Annotated in this window: 19 protein-coding genes; 5 read left to right on the plus strand and 14 right to left on the minus strand. The window is 40.2% G+C overall.

Annotated elements, in window-relative coordinates:
- Positions 1-22: 22 nt before the first annotated feature.
- The 3 genes from F2A31_RS13305 to F2A31_RS13315 all read right to left on the minus strand — a co-directional run bounded on the left by F2A31_RS13305 (position 23) and on the right by F2A31_RS13315 (position 2,666).
- Entirely contained in the window at positions 23-778 is a 756-nt protein-coding gene (locus F2A31_RS13305; protein ID WP_150026847.1) for an energy transducer TonB, read from the minus strand.
- A 233-nt stretch (positions 779-1,011) separates the two neighbouring features.
- Positions 1,012-1,878 carry a formyltetrahydrofolate deformylase gene (gene purU, locus F2A31_RS13310; RefSeq protein WP_150026849.1) on the minus strand — a complete coding sequence of 289 codons (867 nt, stop codon included), beginning with the start codon at positions 1,876-1,878 and terminating at the stop codon, positions 1,012-1,014.
- An 83-nt stretch (positions 1,879-1,961) separates the two neighbouring features.
- Positions 1,962-2,666 (minus strand): TetR/AcrR family transcriptional regulator, encoded by a 705-nt coding sequence (locus tag F2A31_RS13315; protein WP_004637819.1) that lies wholly within the window; start codon positions 2,664-2,666, stop codon positions 1,962-1,964.
- Between the two features lie 122 nt (positions 2,667-2,788).
- Between F2A31_RS13315 and F2A31_RS13320 the strand changes: the two genes are divergently transcribed.
- The 4 genes from F2A31_RS13320 (at position 2,789) to F2A31_RS13335 (ending at position 6,782) form a co-directional block, all read left to right on the plus strand.
- Positions 2,789-4,243, plus strand: coding sequence for a coniferyl aldehyde dehydrogenase (locus tag F2A31_RS13320; protein WP_150026852.1), 1,455 nt, complete (start codon positions 2,789-2,791; stop codon positions 4,241-4,243).
- Between the two features lie 169 nt (positions 4,244-4,412).
- Positions 4,413-4,649, plus strand: a complete 237-nt coding sequence (rpmB, locus tag F2A31_RS13325; RefSeq protein ID WP_004649871.1) for a 50S ribosomal protein L28 — start codon at positions 4,413-4,415, stop codon at positions 4,647-4,649.
- A 12-nt stretch (positions 4,650-4,661) separates the two neighbouring features.
- On the plus strand, positions 4,662-4,817 hold the full coding sequence (gene rpmG / locus F2A31_RS13330; protein WP_003654787.1) for a 50S ribosomal protein L33: 156 nt from the start codon (positions 4,662-4,664) through the stop codon (positions 4,815-4,817).
- 249 nt (positions 4,818-5,066) lie between these two features.
- Complete coding sequence (locus F2A31_RS13335; protein WP_150026854.1) at positions 5,067-6,782, plus strand: cation:proton antiporter; 1,716 nt, start codon at positions 5,067-5,069, stop codon at positions 6,780-6,782.
- Between the two features lie 50 nt (positions 6,783-6,832).
- Here the strand turns inward: F2A31_RS13335 and F2A31_RS13340 are convergent, their stop codons facing one another.
- The 10 genes from F2A31_RS13340 to F2A31_RS13385 all read right to left on the minus strand — a co-directional run bounded on the left by F2A31_RS13340 (position 6,833) and on the right by F2A31_RS13385 (position 15,819).
- On the minus strand, positions 6,833-7,111 hold the full coding sequence (locus tag F2A31_RS13340) for a hypothetical protein (RefSeq protein ID WP_150026856.1): 279 nt from the start codon (positions 7,109-7,111) through the stop codon (positions 6,833-6,835).
- 113 nt (positions 7,112-7,224) lie between these two features.
- Complete coding sequence (locus tag F2A31_RS13345) at positions 7,225-7,728, minus strand: DUF6586 family protein (RefSeq protein WP_150026858.1); 504 nt, start codon at positions 7,726-7,728, stop codon at positions 7,225-7,227.
- 76 nt (positions 7,729-7,804) lie between these two features.
- Positions 7,805-8,161: an ASCH domain-containing protein gene (locus tag F2A31_RS13350; protein ID WP_150026860.1), complete on the minus strand. Its 357-nt coding sequence runs from the start codon at positions 8,159-8,161 to the stop codon at positions 7,805-7,807.
- A 5-nt stretch (positions 8,162-8,166) separates the two neighbouring features.
- Positions 8,167-8,412 (minus strand): RNA recognition motif domain-containing protein, encoded by a 246-nt coding sequence (locus F2A31_RS13355; RefSeq protein ID WP_150026862.1) that lies wholly within the window; start codon positions 8,410-8,412, stop codon positions 8,167-8,169.
- Positions 8,413-8,475: 63 nt separating this feature from the next.
- Positions 8,476-10,455, minus strand: coding sequence for an ATP-dependent helicase (locus F2A31_RS13360; RefSeq protein WP_150026864.1), 1,980 nt, complete (start codon positions 10,453-10,455; stop codon positions 8,476-8,478).
- A 120-nt stretch (positions 10,456-10,575) separates the two neighbouring features.
- On the minus strand, positions 10,576-11,145 hold the full coding sequence (locus F2A31_RS13365) for an HdeD family acid-resistance protein (protein WP_150026866.1): 570 nt from the start codon (positions 11,143-11,145) through the stop codon (positions 10,576-10,578).
- 183 nt (positions 11,146-11,328) lie between these two features.
- Positions 11,329-12,084, minus strand: a complete 756-nt coding sequence (locus F2A31_RS13370) for a hypothetical protein (RefSeq protein WP_150026868.1) — start codon at positions 12,082-12,084, stop codon at positions 11,329-11,331.
- A gap of 89 nt (positions 12,085-12,173) precedes the next feature.
- Entirely contained in the window at positions 12,174-14,813 is a 2,640-nt protein-coding gene (gene topA, locus F2A31_RS13375) for a type I DNA topoisomerase (RefSeq protein WP_150026870.1), read from the minus strand.
- A 33-nt stretch (positions 14,814-14,846) separates the two neighbouring features.
- A complete protein-coding gene (locus F2A31_RS13380; RefSeq protein WP_004637807.1) occupies positions 14,847-15,296 on the minus strand; it encodes a hypothetical protein in 450 nt (149 codons plus the stop codon).
- Between the two features lie 160 nt (positions 15,297-15,456).
- A complete protein-coding gene (locus tag F2A31_RS13385) occupies positions 15,457-15,819 on the minus strand; it encodes a winged helix-turn-helix transcriptional regulator (RefSeq protein ID WP_004637806.1) in 363 nt (120 codons plus the stop codon).
- A gap of 118 nt (positions 15,820-15,937) precedes the next feature.
- Here F2A31_RS13385 and F2A31_RS13390 point away from each other — a divergent pair, with 118 nt between their 5' ends.
- The gene (locus F2A31_RS13390; protein ID WP_150026872.1) at positions 15,938-16,948 is read left to right on the plus strand and encodes a zinc-binding alcohol dehydrogenase family protein; all 1,011 of its coding nucleotides are present in this window, start codon (positions 15,938-15,940) and stop codon (positions 16,946-16,948) included.
- A 41-nt stretch (positions 16,949-16,989) separates the two neighbouring features.
- Here F2A31_RS13390 and F2A31_RS13395 read toward each other — a convergent pair whose 3' ends face one another.
- Positions 16,990-17,235, minus strand: coding sequence for a SlyX family protein (locus F2A31_RS13395; protein ID WP_005083653.1), 246 nt, complete (start codon positions 17,233-17,235; stop codon positions 16,990-16,992).
- Between the last annotated feature and the right edge of the window lie 19 nt (positions 17,236-17,254).

The raw sequence follows: 17,254 nt of genomic DNA on the forward strand, positions 1-17,254 counted from the left end.
CTGTCACAAGGACTCAAATTGATTAAGGATTAAACTCAAACGGTTGCTCTGTTTTAATCGGGTAAGCAACACCATTTTCCATATACGGTTTAAATTTAGCATTTCGAACTGCACGTAATGCTTTTTCATCTAGATTCGGTAAGCCACTGCTACGGGTTATTCGTGCTGTTGTTACTCGACCTTTCTCATCAGCTTCAATATACACTGTAATCAAACGCGTCTGATTTTCTAGATCTTTAGGTGTAAATGAGATCTTTGGTGAGCGGCTCCATTGAATCCCGGCCCCTCCGATTGATACGGTTTTAGGTGATGGATCTGCTGCTGGTTGAGGTTTCTCAACTTCCTGAACAGGCTGTGGTTTCTCAGTAACTTTCTCTGATACCTTCGTACTAACGACAGTCGTTTCAACTTTAGGCTCAACCTTTGGTTCAGTTTTTTGCAGCACCGGTTTTGGCGCTTCTTTTACCTGTTGAACCTTTTCAATCTTTTTCGGTGGAGGCGCTACTGGTTTTTCAACAACCTTAACCTCTTTCACCTCTTTTTTAGGTTCTGGTTTAGGCATTTCTTTAGGTTTAGGAGGCTCTGCTTTTGGCGGCTCTTTAATTTTAACAAATTTAACTTTAAGCGGCTCTTTTTCGATAGGTTTTAACTCAATCGTTTTAATGTGGCTAACAGCCCACAAAACTCCCACATGTCCAATCACAACTGCAGCGAGGGCAGTGATGATTTTCTTTTTCATCGGGTTTGGTGTGTTAAATGATGCAGGAGATGGACTCATAAGAATCTAAGTACCTATATAGATGGTGTTAATCTAAAAAACGATTACACACATCGGATAGAACAATTAAAGTGCCGTAATAATAAATGAGAAGTGTTTTCATTTGCAACTGTTTTTTTGTGAATGTACTTCAAACCACTGATAAGCCACACAAAAAAGTAATGTTATAATATAACCAAAGATAAACATAAAAAAGTATGCTTAAAAGCATACTTTTTTAAACTTCTGATCGCTTATTGGAACACAACCGTTTTATTGCCATCAACAATCACACGGTCTTCAAGATGCCATTTTACCGCACGTGCCAACACATTACGTTCAACATCTTCACCTAACTCACGTAACTGTTCAACATTATAGTCATGGCTAACACGCTCAACATCTTGTTCAATAATCGGACCTTGATCAAGATCAGCAGTTACGTAATGCGCAGTTGCACCAATCAGCTTCACCCCTTTCTCATAAGCTTGCTTATAAGGATTTGCACCCACGAAAGCAGGTAAGAATGAATGATGAATATTGATAATCTTCATTTCCCATTGTGAAACAAAGTCTTCACTCAAAATTTGCATGTACCGCGCCAAGATCAATAAATCATTGCCCTGCATCATGTCATTAATTTGTGCATAAGCTTCAGCTTTATTGTCTTTATTCACTGGCACAACATGGAATGGAATCCCAAAATTTTCCACTGCTTCACGTAAGTCAGGATGGTTTGAGATCACCTGAGTAATTTCACAAGGCAATGAACCACGTGCATGACGCCATAATAGCTCTAACAACGCATGATCTACTTTAGAAACCAAAATGCCGACTTTCTTTAATTCACCAACAAAATTAAGTTTCCATTGCATACCATAACGCTCAGCAACATTTGCTGCAAAAGTTTGCATCAATGCTTCTTTACGTGATTGTAAATGGTCCAACTCAAACTCAACACGCATAAAATAACGTCCGCCTTGAGCTTCTGTTGCGTACTGATCAAGTGCGGTGATGTTTGCTCCCTGATGATACAAAAAGCTCGATACAGCTTGCACAATCCCTGGCTTGTCTTCACAAGTAATCAGTAATCGTGCTGTATGGGCAGTAGTCGTGTTCATGTTGTTAATTCACTTATTCGAATCAAATTAAAAAAATCAAGCCGAGCATTCTAACGCTTTTTTGCGTACGACTAAATAGCTAGTCAGAGATGATCATCATCATTTTTAAGATTCGATAAGCTAGCAAATAACTCTGATGGCCCCAATGATTGCAATAATTGTTCATAAGTCTGACGACTTTCGCCCATTAAATAAGGGCCTTCCAAAAATACCATTTGTCTTAATGCTTGCCAGACCCACTTTTCTTCCAAGCGATTATTATCACTAATATGACCCGACATATATAAAAAGTTAGTCCAGTTCGTCAGTACGATCCAAAGGTTAATAATGAGTGCCTCAATTTCTGAGTCAGTCATTTTCATCAGCCCAGCATCCACAAAAGCACGATAAATTTTTTGCCCTTGCTGCATGACTTGTCCTGCAAAGCGAGGATAAATCTTTCTAAAGTCTTCGTTATTTTCAACAAGATGATAAACATCACGATGAATAAAACGATAAGCCCAAAGCTGGTTACTTAACACCTGAAAATAACTAATTTTATCATTGGCATTAAGAGGGCGATCATCAGGCAATGCCAACATTTCTAAAGTCTCAGCCTGATATTGCAATGCTAATTCTTTAATAATTTCCTGTTTATTGCGGAAATGGTAATACAAATTGCCAGGGCTAATGCCGAGTTCAGCCGCGATGTGATTGGTTGTGACAGAACGTTCACCACGTTCATTAAATAATTGCAAACTGATTTGCAAAATTCTGTCTTTCGTTTTGTTTGGTTTAGCATGCGACATTGAATTCAACCATCTATAACATTATCAATAGGTTATAAAACAAGCCCATAAAAGCGACTTGACACTTTAGAGTATTTACTCTAAAAATTAAAAAGTAATAAGATTTCCTTTGGTCTACTCCTATGAACAGTCAAACAAAAACAACCGCAATGACACCTCATGTTGACGTACAACGATTACATGATTTGCTCGAGCAACAAAAAGTAGCTTACCAACGCCATCCTGTACCAAGCGCAAAAGAACGTATTGAACGCTTGGCTCGATTAAAAAACATCTTGGTAAAATATCAAGATCAATTTGCTGATGCAATTAGTCAAGATTATGGCAATCGCGCCATTATGGAAACCAAAATTGGTGAAGTTCTAACTTGTTTAGAACATATTAAATACTATAGCAAGAACTTAACCGAGTGGATGAAACCCTCTAAACGGCATATCAGCATGTTACATCAACCTGCAAAAGGTTGGGTACAATACCAACCACTTGGTGTGATTGGGATTATTGCGCCTTGGAACTACCCACTATTATTGTCAGTTGGACCATTGATCTGTGCACTTGCCGCAGGTAACCATGCCATGATCAAAATCTCAAGCGCATCATCTAATTTTGGATATGTACTAGAAAACGCACTTTCAGAAGCTTTCCCACAAGAGCTTGTTACTGTTGTAAATGGTGGGGGTAAAATCTCTGATGCATTCAGTCATTTACCATTCGACAAAATGATTTTCACTGGCTCCACCTCTGTAGGTAAAACAGTGATGGCTGCTGCTTCCCAAAACCTCGTACCTGTGATCTTGGAACTCGGTGGAAAATCACCTGCTCTCGTACACTCATCGATGAATATTCGTGATGTGGCACAACGTGTTGCTGTTGGTAAATTGTGGAATGCAGGTCAAACCTGTGTAGCACCTGATTATATGTTCCTTCCTAAAGGAAAAACTCAGGAATTCACGAAACATTACCAAGACTTTGTGAATAGCATGTATCCAACACTGGCTGATAACAAAGACTTCACCTCGATTGTAAATGATAAACAATACAATCGTCTCCAAGGCTATCTTGAAGATGCTCACAAGCAAGGTGCAACCATTGTTGAGCTAAACAACAATAATGAATCCCTAACCGAAGCCCGTAAAATTGCACCAACATTAGTTACAGGCGTAACAGCTGAAATGGAAATCATGAAGAATGAGATCTTTGGTCCAATTCTTCCAATTCTAGAATATGAGCAAATTGAGGATGCACTACAATTTATCAATAGTCGCCCTCGTCCGCTCGCATTCTATTATTTTGATGTTGATAGTGCTCGTGCCGAATATATTGCAGGTCGTACCCATTCTGGGCATTTCGGGATCAATCAAGTCTTAACTCACGTAGCACAAGATGATCTACCATTTGGTGGTGTCGGCGCATCAGGAATGGGTAAATATCATGGTAAGGAAGGCTTCTTTAGCTTCTCACATGAACGCTCAATGATGTCAAATCCTGTCAGTCCGAAACTCTATAGCCTGAAATTTATTTTACCTCCGTACAATAAAGCAGCACACAAACTACTTTTAAAAACCCTCTTCCGTTAAGATGGTCAAGGCATGATCTATCACACAAGATCATGCCGAGTTTTTACCGAATTCGCTTGTCTTTTAATCGTATTTTTGGTATAAAACGCCCCTTGAATGATTTCATCCGTTTACTTTGAATGGCTAGTCGCACAAATCGGTGCTGTATGAACTAGCAATGGAGTTCACCATGTCTAAGGTTTGCCAAGTTACCGGCAAGCGTCCTATCGTTGGTAACAACGTATCGCACGCAAACAACAAAACCAAACGCCGGTTCGAGCCGAACCTGCACCACCACCGTTTTTGGTTAGAAAGCGAAAAGCGTTTCGTACGTCTTCGTTTAACCACTAAAGGTATGCGTATTATTGATAAATTGGGTATTGAGAAAGTTGTTGCTGATCTCCGTGCTCAAGGTCAAAAGATCTAAGGAGTCTGAACAATGCGTGATAAGATTCGCCTCGTTTCTACAGCTGGTACTGGTTACTTCTATACCACAACTAAGAACAAACGTACTATGCCGGAAAAAATGGAAATCAAAAAATTTGATCCAAAAATCCGTCAACACGTAATCTTCAAAGAAGCTAAAATTAAATAATTTTGGCTCTTTAAAAAAGACGATCTCTATTGAGGTCGTTTTTTTTACCTTTAAATCCCTATTTCAATGACAATAAAACTTCGAACATTTTTATCTCATTACTAGAGAAGATTTACATCATTATTTTTGATAATTCAAAAAATTGACATCAACAAATTCTATTTTACTTGTTACAATTTATTAGAAGTTTTCTTGGCATGTTTTATGCTCATTTATTTATACCTTAACCGCAATGATTAAGGAGAAACAATGCCACATGATGTTGGTTTAATTATATTACTTGCTGTTGGTTTTGGCTTAGCCCTAGTTTTTGGCTTTATCGCAGCACGTCTACGCTTGCCTCCTTTAATTGGTTATCTCATCGCCGGAATTATTATTAGCCCAAATACACCAGGCTTTGTTGGTGATATTAAACTTGCAAATCAACTTGCTGAGCTTGGGGTCATGTTTCTCATGTTTGGCGTAGGAATGCATTTTTCAATCAATGACTTATTACAAGTTCGTCGCATTGCCTTACCAGGTGCCATTCTACAAATCACTGTTGCAACCCTACTTGGCATCGGGGTTTCAATGTATTGGGGCTGGGATTTTGGATCTGCACTCATTTTCGGTCTAAGTTTATCCTGTGCGAGTACCGTTGTCCTTCTAAAAGCCTTAGGCGATAGAGGCTTACTTGACTCAGTTAACGGAAAAATTGCTGTGGGATGGCTCTTGGTCGAAGATCTGGTGATGGTTTTAGCATTAGTACTCTTACCAGCAGTTGCTGTTTTACTCGGCGGACAAGCATTGCATGGCACTGACTCTGAACAAAGCATATGGGTCACAATTGGCTTAACACTTTTAAAAGTAACAGGCTTTATCGCTTTTATGCTGATCGTAGGCAAACGAGTAGTACCAATGATCATGCAATTTGTCGCTCGTCTTGGTTCACGTGAGTTGTTTACCCTAACGGTTGTGGCTGCCGCTGTTTCGATTGCATATGGTTCATATGCAATTTTCGGGGTTTCAATGGCGTTAGGTGCCTTCTTTGCGGGCATGGTCGTGAAAGAATCTGACTTTAGCCATCGTGCTGAAGAGGAAACTCTCCCACTTCGTGAAATCTTTGCTATTCTATTTTTTGTTTCAGTCGGAATGTTATTCGACCCAAGTATTTTACTCAAAGAACCACATCATATTCTCGCAGTTGTTGCGATCATTATGATTGGTAAAACATTAGCAGCGATCGCTCTAGTTTTATTCTTCCGTTATCCTATCAACACAGCATTAACAGTAGGTGCGAGTCTTGCTCAAATTGGCGAATTCTCATTTATTTTAGCAACCATGGGGGTTGCTCTAGGATTACTCACACTAGAAGCGCAAAATCTTATTTTAGCCGGAGCTTTGTTCTCGATCACATTGAACTCTTTTGTGTTCTCAGCAATTGAACCGACACAACGTTGGATTCGCCAACGCTCACATTTAGCTCGCTTGTTAGAGCGTAGTGGTGATCCACTTGCCATGCTTCCAGATGAAGTAGATCAAGAGTATTTACGTGATCAAGTCGTGATTATCGGCTATGGTGGTGTTGGTCGCCGCATTACTGAAAATCTCATCGCACAAGATATCAAGGTTGTTATTGCAGAAGAAAACCGAGAAATTGTGGAAAAGTTAAGAGCTGAGGGTATCGCTGCGGTTAGTGGTGAAGCAACCGAACCAAATGTTTTGATTCAAGCACACATACACCATGCGCGTTTATTGGTGATCTCACCAATGGATATTTTAGATATTCATCGCATCGTCGATATTTCTAAAAAGCTTAATCCAAAGATTCAAGTGCTCATCTGCGCAGAAAGCAAAGAGGAGGCGGCTGTGATTCGAGAAGAAAATATTGGTGAAGTATTCTATGCCAAAGAAGAAATGGCAAAGAATATGAGCCACCATATTCTCAATCAAATCGAACTTGCCCACCATCCTGTTGGACATTAATCCCCAAAATACAAAAAAGCGTACTTTAAGTACGCTTTTTTGTATTTTGATCAGCTGAAATGCTGTGGTTGTTCATCCACGACTTCAGCTTGCCATTGATTCATCTGTTTTTCTAACAGACCAAATAACGCCGCTTGAATCATATGTTGTGCGACGGTAGGAGTTTGATCACCGAGAATTTGTTTCACTTCTTCGCTAAATTGGATTTTTACCAAAGGTTCATTCTCAGAACCCGCATTGCGCAAAGCAAGTTCGCCACCTTCGAGTTGAACTAATTCGAGAACGGCTTCTTGATTACCAAATAATTCTTTTAACTGCTGCATTGACATATAAGTTCTCCATGCTTCAACCATGGTGGCAAAACACATCTGTGTTTTACTCTCTCACGTCTTATTTATATAAGTACTGTGTGCATAGATTTCAAGTATCTCACTGCTAAGACTTAGAACTCAACCATTTCGTTGCGAAAACCATCAATTAAATGACTAAGCTCACGATGCCATTCACGCAAGATTTTCACATCAGGTAACCATGCTTGCGGACTTTGCGTGACTTTAATAATCAGATTTGATGATGTTTCACTCTCTGGTTCAGGTGCAGTCGGCTCAGGTGCATATTGGCACATCCGATACGCACGTTTTAACTCAGCGATAAAACCATCTTTTGCTAATTGCTGTAATACAGTTACTTCAGGAGAGACTTGCCCTTTGTCAGCCATATGCTCTTCAATTGACTTAAAAGTTGGTTGCAGATCATTCAGACGATAGTAACGCACCAACTCTTGTAAGAACGCTAAAATCGCACCATGTAAGTGAAATACGGCAGCTTCACGATACGCTTGCACTTGTTGAATATGTTCAGTTTGCTCTGCTTGTTGACATGCGAGTCGAGCAAAATACAGTTTTTGATTGGTCCGATCAGCATGATAACGAGCAACACGAGACATAGATAAATCCCTATTTCAAATAATTTAAAGCATGATCGATTGTAAAACGAAATAAGTGAGAAACAAATAGCCGAGATTACATCAAAGAAAGACCATATAGTTTTCGCTTTGCAGGGACTTCAATTGGCTTTTCAAAACTACGAACATTGCTGATCACCCAAGCGAAATATCCCTCCGCCCAGTAGGAAGCACATGCAGCATCAATTTCTTCAACACCCCAAGAATGAACTGACTCAATATCAACTAATCCAATAGCATGACCAATTTCCTCATCCCCTTCTTTTAGTAAAAAGTTTTGATTCTCCACAATCACTAGGTCTTTGAGAGGCAATATTTCAGGCTGCCACGAGCGAACTTCAAGGGTCTTTATCCCTTGCATAATACGCTCACCATTTGGCGCAACAATCGATAGGGCATGATATTGCTTTGGCATTTGATTTAAGCTTGATCATCTGCTGCTTTCACTCGGATACCAACACCTTTGACACGTAAGGTATTTAAGCCTTTAATCGCTTTAATTGCTTCACGCGGATTTGGCATTTCAACAAAACCAAAACCTTTTGATTTTCCAGTTTCAGCATCTTTGACAACAACACAAGATTCAACTTTGCCATAAGCTTTGAATAAATCAAGGACTTCTGTATCCGTTACAGAACGATCTAAATTACGTACTAAAATTTTCATGCAAAAACCTAAAAGACGATTCATCGTGAATTTAATGAATCAAGAGAAATGAATGGCTCTAGTTTAATCGAGATCAATACCAAAACCTAAACTTATTGCTGAGTTACGCTGCCAATTACTTTTATTAAATGACGATGGAACCTGACTATGAATCTGAACATCCACCAAATGTTGAGGTAAATCATTTAGAAAGTAACTTTCTATCTTCCGCCCTAACTCATCATATTGATCTTGTGACCACAGATTTAAATTCTGTTTGGTCAAAATCAATTCATTTTCCGCACGTGTCAATGCCACATACAATACACGCCGCTCTTCTTCAACCTCATCAAAATCACCTTGTGCTCTGGCATGTGGATATTGATTTGGCGACACATGTGGGACGTAACAGACCTTTTGCTCAGTTCCTTTTGCCGAGTGGATGGTAATCAGAGTCACCAAATCTTGATCAGGCGTTTTATCAATTTCTGAAACAGAGATTGGATCAAGGACATATTCCTCTAAAAACTCCCCGAGAGAGCGGTGCTTACGTGCCAATTGTTTAACCAAATCAAAATCTTTCGTACGGCGAGACCAATCTTTGTTTTTATAGTTATTCTCTAATTGTTCATTGAGCGCATCAAGCGCCAAACCAATACAGGCTTCCACATGTTGCTGTAACACATCCAACTGCATCAAGATCAAAATCGCTTGTTGTGGAACTTTACCGTGGCGTTCTAAACGCTGACAGCGAGCTTCAATATCAGGAAGCTGAATCAACTCTTGCGCTAATTTACTCGCACCGACATCACCCACCCCATCCCATAAAGTCAAAAAGCGCATCCAAGCCAAATCATCCTGTGGATTGACACTCACCCGCAGCAGGCTCAATACATCTTTGACGTGTGCAGATTCAAGTAGTTTTACCCCACCAATGAAGCGGTAAGGAATATTAGCTGCGATCAATGCCCCTTCCAAATAACGCCCACTAAAACCAGAACGCAGCAACACCATGTGCTCAGACCACGCAGCGCCTTGTAGATGACGCTGATTTAAATCCTGAATGATCCAGTTCGCTTCCTCAAACTCATTACTTAAAATATGAAGTTGAGGTTTTAAGCCCTGCCCACGATAGGCTTTCAAATGTTTATCATATTCAATCTGACTTTGATCGAGTAACCAATTGGATAAATCTAAAATGCCTTGTGTCGAACGATAATTCATTTGCAAGGTCAGCACTTCTGCATCAGGCACACGTTCTTTAAAGTGATGAATATTTTCAAAATCCGCACCGCGAAAGCCATAAATAGATTGCGCATCATCCCCTACGCAGAATAATTTCACTTTACCGACCAAGGGCTGCAACAAAGCCCATTGTAAAGGGTTGGTATCTTGCATCTCATCGACCAAGAGCGCTGAGCAGAAACCTGTTACCCACGTCACCAATTCAGGTGAATTCTGCAAATGTACCGCCACGATCGCCAAAATATCATCGTAATCAAGAAAGTTTCGCTCTCGCTTACGTTGCTCATAAGCTTTCATGAGTTCAGTAATTTGTGCTTTATATTCGATGGCTTGTGGTAACTGCGCCATCAAAGCTTCTGATAGTTTGGTCTTAGTATTTCGTGCATACGAGTACAAATCACACAGCTCAGCCGCTTTAGGCAGCACATTTCCTTTATCTTTACCACGTAACAAACGAAACATCAGTAATTGATCATCTCGATCAATAATACTGAATTGTGTAAGACCAAAAGCGCGTGGATTGCGACGTAATAAATACATACAAAAGGTATGAAATGTCGAAGCCCGTAAGCCCTTCGCCTGTACACCCATATGTTGTTCAACACGCGTCACGATTTCACTCGCGGCACGACGCGTAAACGTGAGAATCTGGATCTGTTGAGCTGGTAAACCTTGATCAATTAAATACGCTGCTCTCGCCACAATAGTTTTGGTCTTGCCACAACCTGCACCAGCTAAAACCAAACAGTTTTGAGCGGCTGTTGTTGCAGCTTGTTGCTGTTGCGAATTTAATTCATCAATTAGCTTGGCAAGCGTCATAGAAATCGTCAATTAAAAATGAATTACTATTTTAGCAGACTAGAATGCTTCAATCCGCCCCACGACAAAACAAAAAGAGCATGTCAATGCATGCTCTTAATTTTAAAATGATCGCTTCACTCAGACAGCGGTTGAACTATGCGGTAATTGTTTAATCGCATTTGCAAAGGTGAGGTAATTAATTCCTTGGAATAAAATATCAATCGCAAGAAACATACCCAATACCCAAAAAGGCGATCCTGGCAACGACAAAATCAAGATACCAGTCAACAATGTCAATAAACCCGAAAACAAAATCCAGCCCCAGCCTGAAAGCGGTTTGAGGATAAATGCATTAATTGAACGAATCATCCCCGCAATAATTAAGGCAATCGCTAACAAATTCGTTAACACAACAGCCGTAATAACTGGCGTAGTAAAAGCAAAATAACCTGCGATTAAATACAATACACCAAATATTGCCCATAACCATCGGGTTCCACCTTTAAACACAATAAATGCAGCACCCAAATGCATGACACCACTCAACATCATCAGAACACCAAATAGAAGTACTGCTGAAAGTGTTGCAAATGGCAATGCTGCTAAAAGAATTAAGCCAAAAGAGATCAGTAAAATACCCAATAATAAATACCATTTACGATCAGCGTGCAGCTGATTACGAACCAAATCATTACCCACTGTTTTCATATTTATTTACTCTTTTATCATCAATGTTATATCTCTATATTGAGCAAATTTTCCATCAAACTCTGTATAAGGCATGTTGATAATTAATGACGGAATGTCAGAAAAAACCGGCTTTTATTGCATCATTTTTCTTTAGGTAAGTGAAACGTAGTAAGTATGGATAAGTCTCAACTTATCCACAATTTACTTGGTCCAACCAATTTCCTGTGCAGTAAGTGCACTCATTATGGTTTGCTCCAGACCATTCGGCATTTTACTTTTATGCTCTGATAAAGGAATTCGCCCACCCATAATTTCAGCTTGTGTCTGTGGATACAACGGCTGCTGCTCTGGTTGTGCATATCCAATTGGGAAAAGTGGCTCTCCAGTCGCTAAATTGTATTTATCAGTTGCACCGAATCCATGAAGTAACTCATGTACAATGACCACATTATTTTGTGCGGCTTGTTGGTCTGAAGCAAACAAGTTTACAGATCCAATCCGCCCTCGTTCCAATGCAGTTGAATGTTTCAACTCATTATGCTGTTTCGGGTCATGAAAATTTAAATACAGGGTTAAAGCCGGTGAACCATCAACAGATTGATGTTGTTTCCATGCATAAAAACGAAATTTTAAACTCCACAAGATATTATTGAGAAGGCTTGGTTGTGTTGGCATCTGAGGCGGCTTTTGACTCAATTGACGACCAATCTGAAGCATAAAGTAACTACTTTGCCCACGATAAAACTGACTATTTTTTTCCAAATAATCTTTAATCTCAGCAAAGTCACGCAATTGTAATTGCTCAATATACTGTTGTGTCGTTACCATCCCGTCCGCATTAATCGGATGTAGCAGCATGATTGGCTGATTCCAATCTTGATTTTGATCACGATATGCGTTGACTGCTACAATCAATAACACCATGAGCAAACAAGCAATTCGAATATTTTTCCACATGTATTCCCCCTTCAATTAAATCTTATCTATTTTTTATTTTTGGTTATAAAAAATGCTAGCGATTGCTAGCATTTTGATGATCTCAGCTTTTAAGCTTCAACCCATTTCCCGTCTTGGAACACCAGACTCCATTTGGTCTGCTTCCCTTCCAAAGTTTCAGAACCAACATATTGTACTTGGTTCTTACGGCTAAACTTCACAACAGTTGGATTCCCTTCAGGGTCTACATCTGGTGCTTGTAATAGGAACTGATATTTAGCATCCAGTTGATCTGCAACACTCCGTAATTCTGCAACTTTTGGCGCACGCGTTTCACGGATTTTTGGGAATTTACTTGCTGCTAAGAATAGACCTGCTGCACCATCACGAAGTACAAAGAAGTCATCATGCTTGGTTGAGCGTAAATGCTCCATTTTAATCGGATCAACACGCGGTGGTGCCGGTTGGCCACTCTTCAAGACCTTACGAGTGTTGTCACAGCTGGTACATGCGAAATAAGGACCAAAACGCCCTGTCTTAAGCTGCATTTCACCATCACACTTATCACAAGGAATGGTCGGACCATCATAGCCCTTGATCTTAAATTGCCCTTCCTCAAGCTCATAACCATCACAGTCTGGATTATTACCGCAGACATGAAGCTTACGTCCACCATCAATCACATAACTGTCCATCGCTGTTCCACATTTCGGACAACGATGCTTAGACATTAAGTCCGCAGTTTCTGCTGCGTCATCATCCGATAGCGCAGCTAAAGACTCTACTGGAGTTAAATTCAATGTTCCCTTACAACGCTCTTTCGGTGGCAGGTTATAACCTGAACATCCTAAGAAAACTCCTGTTGTACCTGTACGAACTTGCATTGGACGAGAACATTCGGGACAAGCGACATCTGCGACTTCAACTGGCTGATTACGGCGCATACCGTTTTCACCTTGTGCATTGGTCAAGCGCTTTTTAAAGTCACCATAGAATGTATCAAGTAGCTCCTTCCAATTTCGCTCACCCACAGCAACACGGTCTAGCTGCCCTTCCAAATCTGCAGTAAAGGCATAGTTCATCAGGTTATTAAAGCTTTCATCGAGGCGATCCGTGACGATTTCCCCCATCTTCTCAGCAAAGAGACGACGATTTTCCAGCTTCACATAACCGCGATCTTGAATGGTTGAAATAATCGCTGCATAGGTTGACGGACGACCAATGCCTTTTTTCTCTAATTCTTTAACCAACGATGCTTCGGTAAAACGTGCAGGCGGCTTAGTAAAATGCTGACTCGGATCAAGTTTTTCTAACTTGAGTACTTCACCGACTTTTACTGCTGGCAATAACACGTCATCATCCGACTTGTTTGCACCACGAACTTTGGTAAATCCATCAAAAACTAAGGTACGACCTTTGGCTTTAAGCTCAACATCAGCCGCTTGAACCGTTAGAGTTGAAGACAAATACTCAGCTGGTGTCATTTGGCAAGCCACAAACTGACGCCAAATCAAGTCATATAAACGCTGTGCATCACGTTCAACACCTGCAAGCTTATCCCCTGTCAATGCAACATCAGATGGACGAATGGCTTCGTGAGCTTCTTGAGCCCCCGCTTTGTTGCCATAACGATTTGGCTTTGCAGGTAAATATTTATCCCCGAAATTTTGTTGAATATGATTACGCACCATATTCACAGCATCATCGCTCAAAAAGGTTGAATCTGTACGCATATAGGTAATAAAACCACCCTCATACAAACGCTGCGCCAGCATCATAGTTTTCTTTACAGAGAATCCCAAACGTGTACTTGCTGCTTGTTGTAGGGTTGACGTGATATACGGCGCACTTGGATTGACCTTGGTCGGTTTATCTTCACGTAGCGCAACTTTATATTCGGCATCTTTTAATATGCTTAATAGCGCGTCTGTTTCTGCCTTATTCTTGAGTTTAAGTGTTTTACCCGCTTGTTTAACTGCTTCTAAACGAATGTCATCTTTTTTAGATAGCGTATCAGCAAAGACTTGCCAATATTCTTCTGGGATAAAAGCACGAATTTCACGCTCGCGTTCCACCACCAGTTTTACCGCAACAGATTGCACTCGACCTGCCGATAAACCACGAGCGATCTTTTCCCATAGCAATGGTGAAACCATAAAGCCAACGACGCGGTCAAGGAATCGACGTGCTTGTTGTGCATTGACACGATTTAAATCAAGACGTGTTGGCTGTTTAAAAGCTTCCTGAATGGCATTTTTAGTAATCTCGTTAAAGACCACACGATGATAACGGCTATCATCACCACCAATCACTTCTCTTAAATGCCAAGCAATCGCCTCTCCTTCTCTATCCAAATCCGTTGCGAGATAGATTGCATCAGCATCTTTGGCAAGTTTTTTCAGCTCGGCTACGACATGTTCTTTACCTGGAAGCACTTCATAATGTGCAACCCAATCATGTTCTGGATCAACGCCCATACGGTTAATTAAGGCGGACTGTGCTTTTTCAGCTTTTTGTTCTTCTGTTAACTTAACACGCGTTGCAGGCTTCTTTTCGGTGGATTTTGCCCCACCTCCTGTCGGTAAATCACGCACATGACCTACGGAAGACTTCACCACATATTGTGAGCCTAAATATTTATTAATTGTTTTCGCTTTTGCAGGCGACTCCACAATCACTAAGGCACGTTTCTTTGCAGCAGATGCGGAAGCTGCTGTGCTTTCTGAAGCAGAGCGTGGAGTATTCGCCATAATAAATCGTTTTTCCTGTCATTAATCAGATAATTAGCGTTGAGCTAATTGGTATAAATAAGCTTTCATTTCATCAAGCTGTGTGGCTTTTAAATCAATTTCTTCATTCCAATACAACCCAACACAGTTTGCCTGCATATCAATAGCATAAACTCCTTTTAATGCAATGGTTAAATCATTAAATTTCTGATCACCTTGCACGACTTGAAGCTTTCCATCAACAACTCTTGCTCGCATAAGTGCTAAACGTGCATCTGGAATCAATACACTATAATAGGCCACCATACTGGCACGTTTTTCGGTTGCCATTGGAACTTTGGTCCACTCTGGAGCAACAATAATACGAGGATGCAATCCCATTTTTCGAGCTTGATCACGCATTGATCCAAGCGCTTTTTCTCGCGGACTCACACGTAAACCGAAAATAGAGCCAAGTACAAATAGTACAATCGCGGCCGTTATCCAAATTCCAACATTACTCATTTAAGGTGCCCAAAACTTCCTTTTATTAGCGTTACATAAGTTGAATCAAAAACGCAAGTTACAACATAAAAATAATATGGAATCCAGTTTTATACTTTAAATACCAAATCCCAGCTTATTTAAAAAGCTGCGTCTACAGCTCCTTCCTTTAACACAGCGTTTAAGATGTTAAAGATAACTTACCGAATTGATCAAGGTGCGCATCTCCCCAGCTTTTTAGCGCAATCAGAATTTGTTCAAGGCTGTATCCTAAATCAGTCAAACTATATTCAACTTTCGGGGGGACTTGAGGATACACTTCACGATGAATGATGCCATCTTGTTCTAATTCTCGAAGCTGATTGGTCAACATCCTTTGTGTGATACTCGGGACACGTTTACGGATTTCATTAAAACGTAAAGTCCCCTCATTGAGTAAATGCCATAAAATCACGGTCTTCCACTTCCCATCAATTAAGCTGATTGCCGCTTCAACTGAGCAACCTGGGGAACAATCAAAACTCGAATGTCGAACTTTTGCCATTTTACAGTATCCTTTTTGACACTATGAGCGTTATTTGTCTGTAGTCACAAAATTAAAGCTTACGTTATGCTGAACAGCCTATCAAGTAGAATCCATCCAACCTAGAGGAAGCACAACCATGAAAGCTGTGGCATATCAACATGCAGGTGCAATTGCATCTACAGACTCATTAGTGAGTATTGAAATAGAATCGCCTGTCGCCAGAGGACATGACCTCCTTGTTCGCGTTCAAGCCATTTCGGTTAATCCAGTCGATACCAAAATTCGTAAAAATGTCAGTCCTGAATCAGGACAATGGAAAATTTTAGGCTGGGATGCAGTAGGTATTGTGGAGGCTGTTGGAGAAAAAGTGTCTCATTTTAAGATTGGAGATGAAGTGTGGTATGCAGGCGCACTCAATCGACAAGGTAGTAATAGTGAATTGCAATTGGTTGATGAAAGAATCGTAGGACATAAACCCAAATCATTAAATATGATTGAAGCAGCAGCTTTACCTCTAACTGCAATTACTGCTTGGGAAATGCTATTTGATCGACTACAAGTTCCCCACACAGCATCAAAGAATACAACTATTTTAGTTATTGGTGCTGCAGGTGGTGTTGGGTCTATTACGATTCAACTTTTAAAACAATTAACTAACTTGACGGTTATTGGCACAGCTTCTCGCACCGAAACCCGATCATGGATTGAGCAACTTGGTGCGGATTACGTATTAGATCATCATCAATCTTTGGCAGAACAAATCAAGCAGTTAAATCTCACTGCTCCAAAGTATGTATTCTCGACCACTCAAACTGATCAACATCTTGCCGACATCGCTGAATTGATTGCGCCACAAGGGCATTTTGGTCTAATTGATGACCCAGAACAGCTTGATATTAAACTCTTTAAATCAAAATCGGTTTCAGTTCATTGGGAGTTTATGTTTACACGTTCAATGTATCAAACTGAAGATGTGATCAAACAAAGCGAACTTTTAAATCAAGTCTCTCAATTAGTCGATGATGGGCGAATTAAAACCACGGTTAGCCAAGTTTTATCACCAATAAATGCTGAAAACTTAATAACAGCACATCAACAAATTGAAAGTGGTTCAACCAAAGGTAAAATCGTTTTACATGGCTTCTAAATATAAATTCGTTTCATGGTAGGTCGATCACTTACCATGAATTAATAATGCGGTGGTTTGTTACTCATCGGATCAAAAGGTGCAATGCCTTCAGACAAGTCAGAAGCCTCAACACGTTGATACAAAATTTGCATCTGTTTCTTTAAAACTGCGATTTCTTGTGTCTGAATTGCGAGCTGTTGATTGAGTTGTTCAACTAAATCGTCTAAAAATGCAATTCGCACTTGCAAATCTTCAATGGGTGCGGACAATGACGCGTGATCATCGAAATTTTGTTGTTTAGTCATTTCAGACCTCATCTGAGCT

It is taken from the genome of Acinetobacter suaedae, from assembly GCF_008630915.1.
Taxonomy (GTDB): Bacteria; Pseudomonadota; Gammaproteobacteria; order Pseudomonadales; family Moraxellaceae; genus Acinetobacter; species Acinetobacter suaedae.